General features: G+C 38.9%; 11 protein-coding genes. 5 read left to right on the top strand and 6 right to left on the bottom strand.

Going from position 1 to position 15,700, the window contains the following annotated elements:
- Positions 1–4: 4 nt before the first annotated feature.
- The 3 genes from HWQ39_RS22770 to HWQ39_RS22780 are packed head-to-tail and all read right to left on the bottom strand — an operon-like array spanning position 5 to position 2,570.
- A complete protein-coding gene (locus HWQ39_RS22770; RefSeq protein WP_292849879.1) occupies positions 5–2,041 on the bottom strand; it encodes a hypothetical protein in 2,037 nt (678 codons plus the stop codon).
- Positions 2,023–2,280, bottom strand: coding sequence for a hypothetical protein (locus HWQ39_RS22775; RefSeq protein WP_292849882.1), 258 nt, complete (start codon positions 2,278–2,280; stop codon positions 2,023–2,025). The genes HWQ39_RS22770 and HWQ39_RS22775 overlap by 19 nt, the downstream gene beginning before the upstream one ends.
- A complete protein-coding gene (locus HWQ39_RS22780) occupies positions 2,277–2,570 on the bottom strand; it encodes a hypothetical protein (RefSeq protein WP_292849885.1) in 294 nt (97 codons plus the stop codon). The genes HWQ39_RS22775 and HWQ39_RS22780 overlap by 4 nt, the downstream gene beginning before the upstream one ends.
- Positions 2,571–2,790: 220 nt before the next feature.
- Between HWQ39_RS22780 and HWQ39_RS22785 the strand changes: the two genes are divergently transcribed.
- The 3 genes from HWQ39_RS22785 to HWQ39_RS22795 are packed head-to-tail and all read left to right on the top strand — an operon-like array spanning position 2,791 to position 7,882.
- Entirely contained in the window at positions 2,791–4,167 is a 1,377-nt protein-coding gene (locus HWQ39_RS22785; protein WP_292849888.1) for a helix-turn-helix domain-containing protein, read from the top strand.
- Positions 4,164–6,989, top strand: coding sequence for a hypothetical protein (locus tag HWQ39_RS22790; protein ID WP_292849891.1), 2,826 nt, complete (start codon positions 4,164–4,166; stop codon positions 6,987–6,989). Before HWQ39_RS22785 ends, HWQ39_RS22790 begins: the two co-directional genes overlap by 4 nt.
- A complete protein-coding gene (locus tag HWQ39_RS22795) occupies positions 6,986–7,882 on the top strand; it encodes an AAA family ATPase (RefSeq protein ID WP_292849894.1) in 897 nt (298 codons plus the stop codon). Before HWQ39_RS22790 ends, HWQ39_RS22795 begins: the two co-directional genes overlap by 4 nt.
- A gap of 66 nt (positions 7,883–7,948) precedes the next feature.
- Here HWQ39_RS22795 and HWQ39_RS22800 read toward each other — a convergent pair whose 3' ends face one another.
- Positions 7,949–11,320 carry a hypothetical protein gene (locus HWQ39_RS22800; protein ID WP_292849897.1) on the bottom strand — a complete coding sequence of 1,124 codons (3,372 nt, stop codon included), beginning with the start codon at positions 11,318–11,320 and terminating at the stop codon, positions 7,949–7,951.
- 252 nt (positions 11,321–11,572) lie between these two features.
- On the opposite strand from HWQ39_RS22800, the gene HWQ39_RS22805 reads away from it, so the two are divergent.
- Positions 11,573–11,899, top strand: coding sequence for a hypothetical protein (locus HWQ39_RS22805; RefSeq protein ID WP_292849900.1), 327 nt, complete (start codon positions 11,573–11,575; stop codon positions 11,897–11,899).
- A gap of 229 nt (positions 11,900–12,128) precedes the next feature.
- Here HWQ39_RS22805 and HWQ39_RS22810 read toward each other — a convergent pair whose 3' ends face one another.
- Positions 12,129–13,271 (bottom strand): hybrid sensor histidine kinase/response regulator, encoded by a 1,143-nt coding sequence (locus HWQ39_RS22810; RefSeq protein WP_292849903.1) that lies wholly within the window; start codon positions 13,269–13,271, stop codon positions 12,129–12,131.
- A 740-nt stretch (positions 13,272–14,011) separates the two neighbouring features.
- Here HWQ39_RS22810 and HWQ39_RS22815 point away from each other — a divergent pair.
- The gene (locus HWQ39_RS22815; protein ID WP_292849958.1) at positions 14,012–14,731 is read left to right on the top strand and encodes a response regulator transcription factor; all 720 of its coding nucleotides are present in this window, start codon (positions 14,012–14,014) and stop codon (positions 14,729–14,731) included.
- A gap of 76 nt (positions 14,732–14,807) precedes the next feature.
- Here the strand turns inward: HWQ39_RS22815 and HWQ39_RS22820 are convergent, their stop codons facing one another.
- Positions 14,808–15,662 (bottom strand): ThiF family adenylyltransferase, encoded by an 855-nt coding sequence (locus tag HWQ39_RS22820; RefSeq protein ID WP_292849905.1) that lies wholly within the window; start codon positions 15,660–15,662, stop codon positions 14,808–14,810.
- Positions 15,663–15,700: the final 38 nt, after the last annotated feature.

Genomic DNA, 15,700 nt, shown 5'->3' on the forward strand with positions numbered 1-15,700 from the left:
AGAATTAAACTTGCATTTCTGGTTTGCTGGTTTTTCTTTGAGTTTGTTTCTGGTGTTGCCTTGCAGTATCTTTATCAGTCTGGGCTAGGGTAGAGCGAGTTGATTGTTGATTGTCCAGTAGGGCTTCTATCTCACGCAGGGGGATGCTACACTGCAAAACCTCCGGGGGCTGCCCTGGTACTAAAACGGCATCAAGCACTTGTTCATCGTTACGATTAGGGTTAAATCCTTGAAGTAGCCGTGTACCATTGGGCAGTTTCACTACTTCAAACTCGTATTTGACTTTGCCCTTTTCAGTCCAGGTGAATGTCGGTTCATCGTTGCTGTTAAATCGGTTAGGTAGTTGTTCTTGAAATTTTTGAATTAATGCTTGGGTACTGGCTTTGAGGGCGTATTCTTCTTTCGACTGTGGCAGTTTGCAGATGCCCGTTTTTTCATCAGGGCTGAGATTGTCTTGTGCGATCGCCCACTGTCCCTGAGTGCGAGTACCAGCAAAGAGTGTTTCACCTTGGGTATTTTCTAAAGCGATGGCTACGCCCGCCGCAGGCATCGCTACCTGCTTGTCCTGTGGTTCTACCCATAAAGTTTTGTTACTAGAAATGGCGATACCTGCTTGGGGTGATTGGTCAAATAATTCACCAGCAACTTTGGCAAATCCCACTAAAGCATCGGCACAAGCAGCTTGTTGTTGCTGTGCTTGGCGTTTCGTCAGATGTTCTAAAATGTCAACGTCTGCTGGTGGCTGGTTAGCAGAGTTAGGTGGGACAATATCTGCATCAGTTTCTGACTCGACAGCAGTAGAATTATTTTGTGGTGCTGCCATCTGTTTTTCCAATCGGCTAACTACCATTTCTAAATGGTCAAGTCGTTTGGAAAGAACTTTCAGGTAGGCTTCAATTTGGTCAAGCTGTTCGCTGACGCTGGCATCCTTATTTAATTCAAATGGTTGTGATTGGTATTTGGGGTCTAGTTTGTCACCAAGATTGTCTACTTTCGAGCCGATTTTGGTAGCAGCTACAGCCAGTGGATTGTCTGCGGCTGATTCTTCAGATACAGTTTGAAAATCTTGAGACTTTTGAGACTCTGGTAAGTCCGGCTTTGCCTCTTGCAAGCGACTGGCTATGTTATCTACGCGGTCATTCTGCTGTTGCAGTTCTTTGAGAATTCGTTCAAGCCGCTTTTCATCAGCCTCGGCTGCTAGCTGTTCCAAAACACCTTGTCCTACCGCAATTCCCAGAGATGCCAGTTGTCCTGTTAAGCCTGCTAAATTCACCCCATTTACTTCTCGTCCATTGGTGGCAGCTGTGGCACTTAAACGCGAAGCTTCGTCTAGAGGTTCTCTGGATTTGGAGTTTTTAGCAGCAGTTTTATTGGTATTAGCTCTGTTCTGAGTTTTAGAGGATGTTTTAGGCTGAGAATTATTTTGGGTTTTAGTTGAAGTTTTGGCTTGAGTTTTAGTTTGGGCTGCGCTAATAGGACTAACAGATGGTTCGTCTTCTTCACCTAAGTCATCTAAGTCGTCAAGTTTAGTGTTTAAATCATCATTTAACAGGTCGTCTAGTTCGTCGTTTATATCATCTTTTTCTTCATCTAAATCGAGTAGGTCATCTTCTAATTCATCATCGAGATCGTCTAGTTCTGTTTCTGCAAAACCGCAAATTTCAGCAATGTTAGAAGGGGTGAAGTAGTTTTCATCTTTGCTGGTAATTCCTTCGAGGTTTTTAATCAGGTACTTACCACTGGTTCTGTGGTTGGGATCGCTGGTGAGGTAGAAGCGATAGCCTCTAATCTCGTCATCATCGCTACCTCCAACGCAGAGTTCTACTGTGATGGGGGCTTTACCTGATTCCTGGCTGTAATTTTCTACATAAGCTTTAAAGTCTTCGTGGGACTGGATAGAATCATCTTGAATTGAGGATGCGATCGCTTTATCCAGTGTGTTTTCAATATGGCGCAGTTTGCGGCGATCTGTCAGGTTTTCCCATGAGCGATTTTGAGAATTTTGTCTTTGCTTAGGTTTGGTCAGTGTTTTGGTAGCCATAGGTACTCAAAGCTGATTGCCTTAAGAGTTAACCTAACAAGGCTTGATCTGGAAACAGCTAGACCAAATGGCGATTTATAAGTTGTCCAGTTGGCTAATATTGCTGTTTTTACCTTCTCTATTAAATCTAGTAACGATTCTAGAGTTAAGCGTTGCTTTCGGGGGATACTAATTCTAAAATTTGGGTTAGCTTCACTTGCATAGTTAACTAACCCCAACAAGGTTAGTGTCAAATTCATTCCGATAGTTTATTTAACATCTCACATAGTTCTTCCTTTTTCTGTTTAGTATGTTGAACGCTGGCTAAAGTTGTCAATACTCCACCTGATGCTGTGAGACTGGCTTCAGATACTTTTTTGAAATAGAAAAGTCCAACACCAAATAGAGTCATCAAGGCAGATGCAGCAGTAATACCTAACGCGAGGTTATAGCTTTTACGTGTCATGTGCAGTAATTCGCGGATGATTTCTTCTTTGATATCGCTGTTGTGATTGTTATTTTGGGGTTTAGTAAAAAATTTAAACTGCATTGTGACTCTCCGAAAAGCTGTATTGTTGGTTTGTAATATTGATATCCTATTTAGGCGAATACGTACCAGGGCAAATGGGTTTTACTTGTGTTGAGTGTTTGCCCTGTGGCTATGTAGTAATTTAGGGCAGATAGGGAAGTAAAGAAAATCTATCTGCCCTAGTTCGGGAAACAACTATTCGCTATTGTTTATATACAAGTATCAATACTCAGTTACGGCAATGCGTGAATCTGATAAAGTGCGATCGAGTGAGGAAGGTAAAGCCAGACTCAAACAAGCTTATAAAGAAGCTGGGCTGACTCAAGAGGAGTTAGCAAGCAAGGCAAATGTATCTGTGGATACAGTTAAACGCCTAATTGGTACTAAGGATTGTCCAAACGGGGTTGAAAGACAAGCAGTTAAGAATATTGCAAAAGTTCTCAATATCAAACCTACAGATATAGTTGATGTTAAAGACTGGTATCCTCAACGGCAGTTAGCAACAGAGTTTGAACGACTAATTGATGAAAAAACACAATTATTTTGCGGACGTGGATTTGTATTTAATGCGATTGAAGATTTCTTACAAAAGAATCCAAATGGCTATTTTACGATTATTGGTGATGCGGGGATGGGGAAAAGCGCCATTTCTGCAAAGTATGTATTAGATAATCCAGAAACTATTTGCTTTTTTAATATTCGTGCAGAGGGGATGAACCGTCCCGAATTATTTCTCAAGAAAATTCGCCAGCAATTAATTGCTCGTTTTCAGTTACAAAACCTAGATGATGGTGATTTATCAACATTATTGACGAAAGTAAAGGAAAAATTATCCACTGGGGAACGCTTAATTATTGTTGTTGATGCGTTGGATGAAGTTGACCAGGAAGGAACAGCAAATATATTATATTTACCAACGATTATCCCCGACGGTGTTTACTTTCTCCTCACCAGAAGACCCTATAATCAAAATGAAAAAAGGTTGAATCTTTCCCCCAGTATTCCCACTCAAGAATTAGATTTGAGAGAGAAAATCCAAGAAAGTGTGCAGGATGTCAAGGAGTATATTCGGGAATTATTAACCGATGGCAAATATCAGCAGGGTTTAGCTCAATGGATTCAACAGCAAAATCATATTTCCCATGATAATTTTGTCGAGACAATCGCTGTTAAGAGTGAAAACAATTTTATGTATTTGCGGTGTATTTTACCTGCAATTGCTGATGGTTTTTATAAAGATAAGCCTTTGGATGAATTGCCTGTGGGTTTAGAAGGATATTATGAAAATCACTGGCATATTATGGGTATGACAGCTAAACCTTTGCCGAAAAATAAAATCAAAATTGTTTATGTGATGTGTGCTTTGCGTAGTGCTGCTTCGCGTGAAGTGATTGCTAAATATTCCAAGCAGAATGCATTGACTGTGCAAGAAGTTATGGATGGATGGGCGCAATTTTTACAGAAACAGGAAAGCTATCAACCACCACGTTATCGGTTTTATCACGAGAGTTTTCGGGATTTTTTGCACCGTCGGGATATTGTCCAAGCTGCGGGGGTAAATTTACCAGACATTAGCACTGAAGTTGCTAAAAATATGACTGAGGGGCTGATTTTATGAGCAACCTTCGTGCTTGGTTAACAGAAAAATCATCGGAACAAACAGAGCATTTTCTCGGTGAAATTCCGCGTTTGTGGTTGGAAAGTGGACAAATTAATAAGTTATATTCTTTATTGAGTAATTATGACTTTATTGAAGCGAAGATTAATCATCCTTATTTTGGGGTACAAGCACTGATTGAAGATTATGAATTAATAAAATCTATAGAGATATCAAATTATTCAGAAGATCATACTGAATTCGTAAAAGTCTTGAGATTAATTCAAAAAACTTTACGATTATCAGCATATATTTTATTAGAAGATAAAAGTCAACTTGCAGCACAATTATTAGGACGTTTACTAGATTTTGATCTACCAAAAATTATTACTTTGCTAGAACAAGCAAAGCAGTGCAGAAACAATACATGGCTACGTCCATTGAGAAGTAGCTTAACTCCTCCTGGTGAAAATTTATTAATGACACTAACTGGTCATAAAAATAAAGTAACGGCTGTAACGGTGACAAGTGATAATAAGTTATTAATTTCTGGTTCCTGTGATGGAATATTAAAAATTTGGAATTTATCAACAGGCAAATTATTAAAAAGTATTAATGCTCATAATGATACTATCACTTCCATAGCTGTTACAGAGGATAACAAACAGATTATTTCCGTTTTTAACGATCTAACTGTCAAGGTATGGAATTTAACAACCAGTAATTTACTATTAAACTTTACAATTGATGATGGAAGCCGGATAACCGCAGTTTTAGTTATGCCAAGTAGTCAATACATTGTTTCAGCTTCTTCTAATTTCTATAGCAAGTTAAATATATGGGATTTAGCAACTGGAGATAAAATCTTTACTTTAGATGCTCATATCGCTGATGTAGTAGCAATGGGAGGAACAAGCGATGGTAAGCAACTTTTTTCTGCTTTTGAAGATGGAACTTTTAAATTATGGGATTTAGAAACAGGAAAATTATTATCAACTTTTAATCAGTATAATGGTGTACCTATAATAGTTGGAATAACTCCAGACAAGAAAAAAATGATTACGATTAATAGTAATGGTCAAGTATATTTGTATAATTATAACACTCAACAAATATTTTTTTCCTTTTCTCTTAATTCTCACAATCATGTAATAAATGATTTTTCAATTGATATGAATAGCAAGCATATCATTTCTGCTTCAAAAGACAAAACTATTAAAATATGGGAGTTAGAAACAGGTAAAAATAAATTTACAATTACTGACCATAAAAATGAAGTAAATGCTATGACAATTACTCCAAATAGTAATTTTTTAATTTCCAGCTATCCTGATAATAGTATTAAAATTTTTGACATTAATCGAAAGGCGAAACAAAATAGTATTTTTAACGATAAATTATCTAAAAATTTAATTTTTAAATCTCAAACAAATATATCTACTGTAATATTGAAAATACTATTAAATTATATAACTTTATCATCTAGATTATTTTCTTTTATAGGATGCTTTGTTTATTGGATATTATATTGTCCATTACTTGCTATACTATTCTCTATTTCTTGGACACGAATTCTATTAGTAATATTTTCTCATGTATTGCTTTTGTTTCATCTAGCATATTTGCTCTACTATATATACTCTTTAATTAAAAATTTACTAGGTTTCACCTCAAAAAGCTCTATTGAAACTATTACTGATTATGAAGATTTAGAGTGTTTTTATAATAAAAATAAACAGATGTTCATAGAAGATCAAATATTACCATTAGAGCATAATACAAAATCAATAAATTCAATAAGTATATTACTTAATAGTAAAAAAATAGTATCTGCATCAAATAATGGAAACCTGAAAATTTGGGATATTAACAATAGTAAATTTCTTCTAAATATTACAAAAAAAACTAATTTTCTATTTACAAGTCTTACGGTTTTACATGAACAAATTTTCATATTTCACTCAGGCGATGGTAATTTGAATATTTGTGATTTAGAAATTCCCAATAAAGTTTATATACTAAAATCTAAATATTGGCTTTTACATCAAACTATCCGATTAGGCATATCTAGTCTTTTTATGTTTTTTATAATTTTACTATACGCGATTATTTATAACAATGAAAAAGAAATATTAAATTCATCATCAATCTTGGCATACTTTCTTTTTTTATTTTTTCCTTTTTATCAAAAATTTTTGAACTTAATCGATAATATACTGGGAGTGAAAAACCTTTATATTAATACTATAGTTGTTGAACCAATTAGTAATCAAGCATTTTCTGGCTCAAAAGATAAAAATATCAGAGCATGGAATTTAAGAAATCGAAAGCAAACATTTACCTTCAAGGGTCATTCTGATTGGGTAACTGCAATTGCTCTTACGCCAGATGGTACACACTTGATTTCCGGTTCTAGAGATAAAACTATAAAAGTCTGGAATTTAAGAAATCGAAAGCAAATATTTACCCTCAAGGGTCACCAAGAATGTATTAATGCTATAGTTGTTACTCCGGATGGGAAACGAGTTATTTCTAGCTCAAGAGATACAAAAATTAAAATATGGGATTTAGAAACTCGCCAAAAAATACACACTATTGAGGGTCATAGGAAATCAGTAGAGTCTATAGTGCTTACTTTAGATGGCAAATACTTGATTTCCGCATCTTCTGATACTAACCTCAAAGTCTGGAATTTGGAAAATTGGGAGTTAATTACTAGCTTTACTGCCGAAAAGGCCTTGACTTGCTGTGCAGTAGATTTAGATGGTGTAACAATAGTAGTAGGTGACACATCGGGAAATGTGCATTTTCTCCGCTTAGAAAATATTGAGGTACAGCGATGAACACCCCACCTCAATTACAGTCGCAATTCCAACAAATAATCTTGAAAAAAAGTCAAAATTTTACCAACTGCGAATTGATCTTTACCGCGATTAACGATTTCCTCCACAAGTGCGATCGAGGTTACTTCACCATTGTTGGTTCTCCCGGTAGCGGAAAAAGTGCCATCCTCGCTCAATTTTTTGCTAGTTATAATTCTAATCCAGATATTAAAATTATTTATTACAATGCCCAAATAGAAGGCAAAAACACAGCAGAAGATTTTCTCAAATATGTTTGTAGTCAATTAATTAGAAAAACAGAGGAAATTCCCGATAATGCAACGGAGGAAAGTTGGTTTTTATCGTTATTACTCCAACGAATTAGCGACGAACTCGTACCCAACCAAAAGCTAATAATTGCCATTGATGCACTAGATACAATTAACCCTAAAAATCAACCATTAGGTACAAACCTGTTATATCTTCCCCGATATCTTCCCCAAGGTATTTATTTTCTCCTCACCCGTCGTCCCTTCAAAAAAGAAAAATCTGGTTTATTAATCGAAGCACCATCCCAAATTCTCGATTTATCCCAACATGACTTAAAAAACTGGGATACTGACTCAGCGTTCACCCAACATTGGCAGAAAATGCAAGGTGAGGGTTTCTCAGATATTGCCATGAAAATATTGCAGATTCTCGCTACTGCTGAAAATGAAGGTATATCGGTAAGTACAATACTTCAAAGGATTTACCGAACAAACCCACCAACTATTGATGCAGATATATTCGATATCGAAGAAGTTTTGGAAAATTGGTTTGAGTTTTTACAACAGCATCAAGTAAACAACCAAATCCGATACAGCTTGTATCATCCTAACTTCCGTGACTGGTTGGCAGAACAATTGAGTTAGGATAAATCTTTCCCTGTTGATTCAATCCCGTTACCAAAATAAATTTAAATAATCTCTTTTACCACTTTAGTTCAACTCTATATCCTGACTGCTAACATGGTGTCCATTATGTGATAACTCATGTTTTCTGTGAAGTAATCGTTCCCTCTCTAAAATCATCACTTGTAGCTCACTGGCACGTTCTTCTGAAAGTGGAAATATCTCCTCACCCGTCTGTAGATTACCTCGACAAATCGTCCGCTTACCTTCATTTCGCACAATAAAATCACCACTGGGTTGCACATAAGCAGTCCAATGGCTACCAATTTTAAACTGCTCAATTTCATTACTTGCAGATTGATTGGCTTGTCGCTGTTCGTAGGTAGTAGCGATCGCTCTTACCAAATTATCAAACATTTCTTTACGCCAGAGTTCACGGTGAATGGCTCGGAATTGCCCAGCAGTATCTAACGTTGGTTCTGATTCCGGTAATGGAACTACTGGCAGATTGATTGACTCAGGATTAACCTTGAGGATAATACTAGAGCCATCTGGTTGCAAAGTAGCTGCAAATGTAGCACCAATCGGCAGTTTCGGACTGTCAGGAGCAAAAGTGCCTAAATTCTTGCCATCAATCTGTAATATCGGTGTACCGTTGTAACGATAAAACTCTGGATGAGATTCAGGTAACTCAAAAACTCCTACTTCCAAAGTAACGCTGCGCCTTTTCCATTGCTTACTAGCAAAGTTTTCATTGGCGAAGTGATTGTATTTGATACCCAACACTTTAATTTCATCAAACTGAAAATCCTGAAGCTGCTGACATACTTCCTCTGTAAATAGGTTATATGCCAAAGCACCAACACCTGAATCCTGACGTGATGTTGCCCAACTATGATCTGCTGGAGGAATAATTCTCAAATCCTTCGGGATATTAAGTTCATCTAAATCGTTAATGTTTTCGCCAAATTTAGCTGCTAATTTATCAACTACTTTGGGTGATAAGTCTTTCAAAGCAAATTCAATCAGAGGTAATTGAGGATGAATAGTGGCATCAAATTTAATTCCCTTTTGTTCTAAAGATTCTTTCCATTTAATAGCACCTGCACCGAAAGGAACACTCAAAACATAAATATCCTGTGGTAATGCAACGCTTAGCAGTTCATAATCGTGCTCAAAGGAAAACGTAATTTTCATCTGTTCTGCCAGCTTTAAACAGTCTTTGCGATGCCGATCTAATTCTGGACGGGTGTGTTGTGTGTGCCACAATGCCGCCGCCCCTTCTCTGCGAGACGCTACGCATTGGCGAAGCTTGTCCGCACGACTTACAAATCGTTCCTCTGAAGTGGAGAATAATTCATCAATTTCCGCCCGATAGCTTTCGTAGAGCTTTCCTAGTTCCTCATTAAAGGCTTCCCTATCATCTTCCACCCGTTCTTTAATTTCGTCTCTAGCTTCCTGAAACCTTGTTTTCAGTTCTTCTGCCCATTCTAAGGCATCTACAGATAGCGTCTCTTTGGGAAACAGGTAGCGAAACTCATGTCTATCTCTGCTGCGAATGCGTGTTGGTTCCCACAAAGGATTGACTATTTCTCTGGCAATAACGTTAATTGAGCCAGGAGCATTCGCAGGCATGGCAAAGGAGCGATAAAGCCGTTCATCTTTTTTAAAGTCAAAAAAGTAACTAGGATGAGACTCTGACCATTTTTTGGCATCGGTGAGTAAATTTTCCCCACCTATTTCTTTGATATCTTCCAATCTTTCTGCACTTTTGGGCGAATCTACCTCAACCTGAAGTGCTTGAAATAGACGGTTTAGTAGCTTCCTTTGTCGTCTGCCAAATCGCTCCACATTCTCACCGTCTTTGGGCATCGATGATTGTACACGCCCAATGTTTGTTGCTACTAGCCCAACTTTATTTTGACTGCTGGCAGCAGCAATCTCTGCTAAACTTTTGTATTTTAAGTTGCCTTGTTCATCTGTGATTTCCGTATACGCCAGCTTAGGACGTTGTTTAACTGGCTCAAATCGTCCCGGTTCACCTGCGCGGAGAGTTTCTTGAGCAATATTAGGTAGTTTACTGGCAGGGCTGACCATTAATTGGTCGCCGTCAAAATCGGCTTGGTGGTATTCCTCGGCATCCTTGGGGTGAATCCAAACTAGATTGCGAGTTTTCCTCAATTCTGGATCGTGGATATTTTGGTAGAGGCGGATGTTGTCTGAGTTGACAATGGGGTAACGGGTGAGAATGACATCTCCTTCCGGTAGATGGGGTACACAGATTGTGCCACGAGTTAGGCGATCGCATGGCATTGCCATACCCGAATTATGGTTGTATCCTCCCTTAATCGCTAAGTCACGCCATTGATTGGCTATGTAATCGGTAGCAAACTTGCGAAATTTGGGTGTTTCAATCAATTGACCATATTTATCGCTGCGTAATAGGGAAATCCAGCGAGATTCCTGTGCTTGATTGTTGGCATTACCCTCAATTTCGTTAAAAGCTTCTTCAGATTGCTCTTGCTGTGATCGCTGTTGTTTGTCATATTGTTGAATGATATATTTTGCTAACACCAAGGGATTGCACTGTAACTCGGCAAGTTCTCTAGCTTTTTCTTCGGTGGGTTTGCTCAAATCTTGTTTGACTGCTTCTTCTGAGTACCAAATGGTAAACTGCCAACTATTATCGTAGCTAGTAGCTTTGGCGTTACCTCGATTACCTATTACCGCTTGGGGAAACTCATAGTCACCGCAGGTGATTAAGTTTTTGAGTTCCGACTTTTTAATGCCTTTAATTGAGGAACGATCCATAATAATGTCGTAGCCTTTAGCATCGGTCAAATTGGCATCGGGCAGGAAAGTACCTTTGGATAAGAAGCTGGTTTTTGGGCACTGAGAATTATCTGATTCAGCCCAATTACTCCTCCAGGCAAACCGAAATTGGAATGGACAATTGCCTTCTCCTCCCAATTGTTTGGCAAGTTGGGGCGAAATCTTGCCGTGACAGTCTCCTGTTTTATAATGAGCATACTGTGGATCTTCAAAGTCCACAATTTTAACTCGCAGCCCTGTAAAAGTTTCTGATCCTTTGTAGCAATTGCTAACTAGTAAAGAACCATAGCGACAAGCAGTATCAGGTTCTGTAGCGAATAAGCGTCTAATTTTTTTATGCAGTGAATCATCAGCAAAGTAATAACTATTGCCAGAACTGAAAGCTAACTTGCGTCGGATTCCATCACTAAAGGTTCTTTGTCTTAAATGGTTCGCATCTGGATTTTTACTGTCAATTTTAACCAGTAGTAGAGATTGTAAATCTTCTGCTTCAAACATCTGTTCGAGCAGAGAATTTTTAATGATTTCTGGTTCAGATAAATATCTCCCCTTACCATTGTTATGCGACCCATCAAAGATAGGTATGCTCAGACCAGAACCTTCTAAGACTCTAGTGGTTAAATCCATTACCAATAATCTATTAGATAGCCTATCTAGCAAGCATGAGACTCCAATATTCACCTTGGCACGAAATTACACTCGATAAAATCATCCAAGTGGATAATTTACTGATTTCATGGCAGACGGTATTTTATACGGTATTAGCTCTGCTAGCAGACTTCCAAGAAAGTTAAATAGCTGAATAGGGCTTTTAATCGTATTATCATTTTTCCACTGTGTTACTTAAGCTACACAACTTTGAAGCTACCACTAGATTTTATGAATAAAAGAATTCAACGGCTAGAAGATGGTTTATTAGTAATGCTTTATGACGATGACCCAGATTCACCAGGAGATGAGTTGATCGTTCCTTCTGATGATATATCCCAAGATGAGCATTACCCCGAATATGCTCATCTCAAACCTGGTGAAAGCATAATAATTAAGGAAAATCCTATCAAACCTACATCAGGTTATTATTATCCAAGTGGATATGAAGATTTAGATGAATTTCTCAATAGCGATCCTGGGGCAATTGATAGACTAGGTGATGAAAGTTCAACTACTCGTGGTTGGCGTCCACCTGAACCAGATGAATCTTGGTAAAACTTCCTTTAAGAGGCACGCATTAATAAGTTACCTTTTTGAAGAACTGAAAGCCTTAGCTCTCATTTTTTTGATAACGTAGGTAAATTATTTTGGTGCAAATACTTACAGCACTTCCGGCGGCTATGAGGTACATCCTCAAAGCTGAAAGCTATGATAGGAGAGGGGTAAGAGGAAAACTGTATTGCATAATAGCCGGAAGTGCTGTAAGCTCGATTTCCCAAATTTTTTATGCTGATAACATTTCTGAATAAGCTGTTTGCACAGGTAAATAAACTGTGAAGATACTGCCTTTTCCAACAGTCGATAAAACAGAAATATTTCCCTGATGGGCTTCAACAATTTGATGGGATAAATATAATCCTAAACCGTTCCCACGACGTTGATGCTTGCCCTGTCGAAAGCGATCAAATAAGAGTAATTGTTCTTCTGGATTCATGCCAATACCTGTATCCTCTACTTCAATCGTTACCCCTTGAATAGTGGAATTGAGGCGAACTTCTACTGACCCAGCATCACTGAAGCGAATGGCGTTCCCAACTAAGTTAGTGAGTAGTCGGCGTAGTTCCAGGCGATCGCCTCTAACCCTAGCTAAAGAAGCTTCAGTACCCTCTGTCAAGACAGCTTTGAGAGTTAAATGTTTAGCATTAGCCAAAGGCATTAGTTCTTGCACTACTTGCTGACATAATTCCCACAGGTCAACTATAAAGAAATCCAAAGTTTTGCCTCCAGCTTCATACTGGTAAACTTCTAACAAGGTATCGACCATTGACAACAAATTTTGGTTACTCTGAGCCATTTGTTCTAAAGATTCACGCATTGCTGATAAGGTATTGCCAAAAACACCTCTTTGCAGCAACTTCAGAAATTGGTCAGCAGCTATCAACGGAGTTCGCAGGTCGTGAGTGAGGCGGGTCACAAAATCTTCCCGTCGCTGAATGAGGAACAGTTGTTCGTCCATACTGTGTTTCAGTCTCAACAAAGCCCGCACCCTGGCCAGTAATTCCTTCTTATCTACCGGCTTGCAAATAAATTCATCTGCACCTGCATCTAAACCTTTGACGACACTTGATTTTTCAGAACCTGTCACCAGCAAAATTGGGATAAAAGGTAAGTTTGAATTGTGCTTAATTTGCCGAGTAACTTCATAGCCATCCATATCCGGCATCACTACATCAAGCAGTACCAAATCGGGAGGAGATTCAGCAATTTTTACCAATGCTTCAGCACCACTGTCGGCTATGATCACGTTGTATCCCTTCAGCTTTAAGGTGACTTGCAGCAAGCGGAGGCTGTCAGCTGAGTCATCCACCAGCAGAATTCTTTGGTTTCTTTGTTCTGAAGTTATATTCCAAGATAAAGTGTTCTTCATAAAACGCCTTTAATAAACCTAATCCCTTCCGAGTAGAGAAATAGAGTAGTCAAGCTAAATTTCGTTGGTAAAAGTGTAATTTCAACCGCCATGCTGACCACTACACGGCGATGAGCATTCATCAGAATTTTTTGAAATTCAAGGCATTGGTCAATATAATTACTAATTCGTAATACTCGCTTCTAACAAGAAGCAAGCTACGTAATTGGTAATTAATAAACTGGTTATAGTCTCCCATCTCTACAGGTCACAACCTTATGATTGAGGTCTAAATTTCCATGCATAACGTAATTACGAATTGTTAATCTGGCTATGTTATGTGTAAGAGCCAAGGTTCTCGCTTAGAAATAAGCTACATCCTCCTCTAAGTGTGATGTGGACACAAGTCAGAATAAACTGTATTGGTTTCAGTTTAACTTCAGTGCTTTTATATTTTTTTATACTTTAGGAAGATTTTTTCAGAGAATTTTCAGATTAAACGATGTCTATTTTGAACACTGGAGCTTTTTCAACAGCCAGTTGAGATATGTAGCCTTTGATATATGAACTTTTCAACCAATACTGTAAAAACTACTGGTTTCAACCTGAATGAGGTTTAATAACATTGAAATGCCGCTTTCCATCTCAATAGCCACATTTTGGCTGAATAGCTAAAATTTTTCGTCCAATGGAGTAATCCTTTCCTTGAAACCATATTCGACAGTTAAAAAAGTATAGTTACCAAGCTGCTGAGGTAAATGATGGTAGATATTCGAGTAGCAATTATTGAAGACCATAGCTTAACGCGGATTGGTATGCGTAGTTCTCTCAACGAGCAAGAAGGTATTCAAGTCGTGGGTGATGAAGCTACAGCCTCCAATGGGTTGAAACTGCTCCAAAGTACAAAACCAGACATAGCGATCGTCGATATTGGCTTGCCGGATAGAGACGGAATATGGCTGGTGCAGCAGTTTCGGGAATCTCTAGTGTCGGAAACTGCTGCACAGACTAAAGTAATAATGCTTACTTCGTTTGCCAAAGAGCAGATGGTACTGGCAGCGTTTGCAGCTGGGGCAGACTCTTACTGTGTGAAGACAATTAAGTTCGAGTTGTTGCTGGAAGCGCTGCATATCACCCATGAAGGTCAGTCGTGGATTGATCCAGCGATCGCTCGTATTGTTCTCAAGCATACTCGTACTGGAGCGGCGGCGGCGGTAAAACCAAATGCTACTCAAACGGTGACGATCTCTGCAATTGACCCAGAACAAGCAAGCATTCTGGAAGCAGATCCATTGACAAATCGGGAACTGCAAGTCTTGGAGTTAATTGTCCAAGGCTATAGCAATAACGAGATTGCCCAGAAACTCTATCTCAGCTTGGGAAGTGTAAAAGTATATGTGCGTGGGGTTTTGAACAAGCTTTGTGCAAGCGATCGCACCCAAGCAGCTGTATTAGCGTTGCGGGCTGGTTTGCTTAATTGAAGTCACTGTACAGTGCTTGGTTGTTAACTTGAGAGGGGAGCGATGTCTACAACGGGCTATGACGCTCGATGACTCGCTACCGCTTCGCTATCGGCATCGCACAGGAGTGACTCAGGAGAATTGCCTGCATAATACTGACTTGCGTTGTATACAGGGATTTTCCGCTACCACTTTCTAAGTCGAAATAAGTAGCAAATCGTCGTAGTTTCCCCGCCGTCAGTTGTAATAAATAATCAAAGGCTTCCGCAGCAACTCGCTGGTTAATGCTCAAGGACTGGCTATTGAGCAAGGCCATTTGTTCACAGGACAAGTTGTTGTCTGCCAATTCTTCTGGTTGTGAAACCAGTAAGTCAGGTTGCTGTATAGTTGGCGCAGGTAAGCGAAAGCAGCCTAAAACTTCAAAATCATAGTCATTGGGGTTAGTAGACAGATGGGAACCTAATAGTATCTGACCACTACGTTTGGAGTTACCGCAATCCAAATGCCAAATGTGAGGCGCTCTGCGATGAGTGTTGTGCTGAAGTACTTGGGTAATTGACTCTCTGGCTTTGGCATTATCTACACAAGCAGTGACAACAATCAGGGTATTGTAACTGGGGACAATCCATTTGGGTTGGAAAGGTTGAGCGATCGCTGTAACTTGCATCTTCCAGGCCAGGGAGTAGCGCACCGCCAACGTTTTGGCTTTGTTGAGTCCGATTTCTGCATCACAGAAGCACTGGCGGAAAACGTTAGCTGACTCAACATGATCCGGGTCAACAAAGTAGAGTTTCACCTGTTTACCTTGCTGAGAAAGAACTCTACCTAACCGAACCAAAGAAGGAGCCAACCAAGAACCAGTACCGCCGCACCCAACTAGCCACAGTTCTATCTTCGAGTAGTTGACAGTCACGACAGGAGAAGCATTTGCCAAATCAAGATTTAGCTCCATAGTACAGTTGGTTAAAGTTGATATAGGTATTGGCGAGG

The organism is Nostoc sp. NMS8, from assembly GCF_017115045.1.
GTDB lineage: Bacteria > Cyanobacteriota > Cyanobacteriia > Cyanobacteriales > Nostocaceae > Nostoc.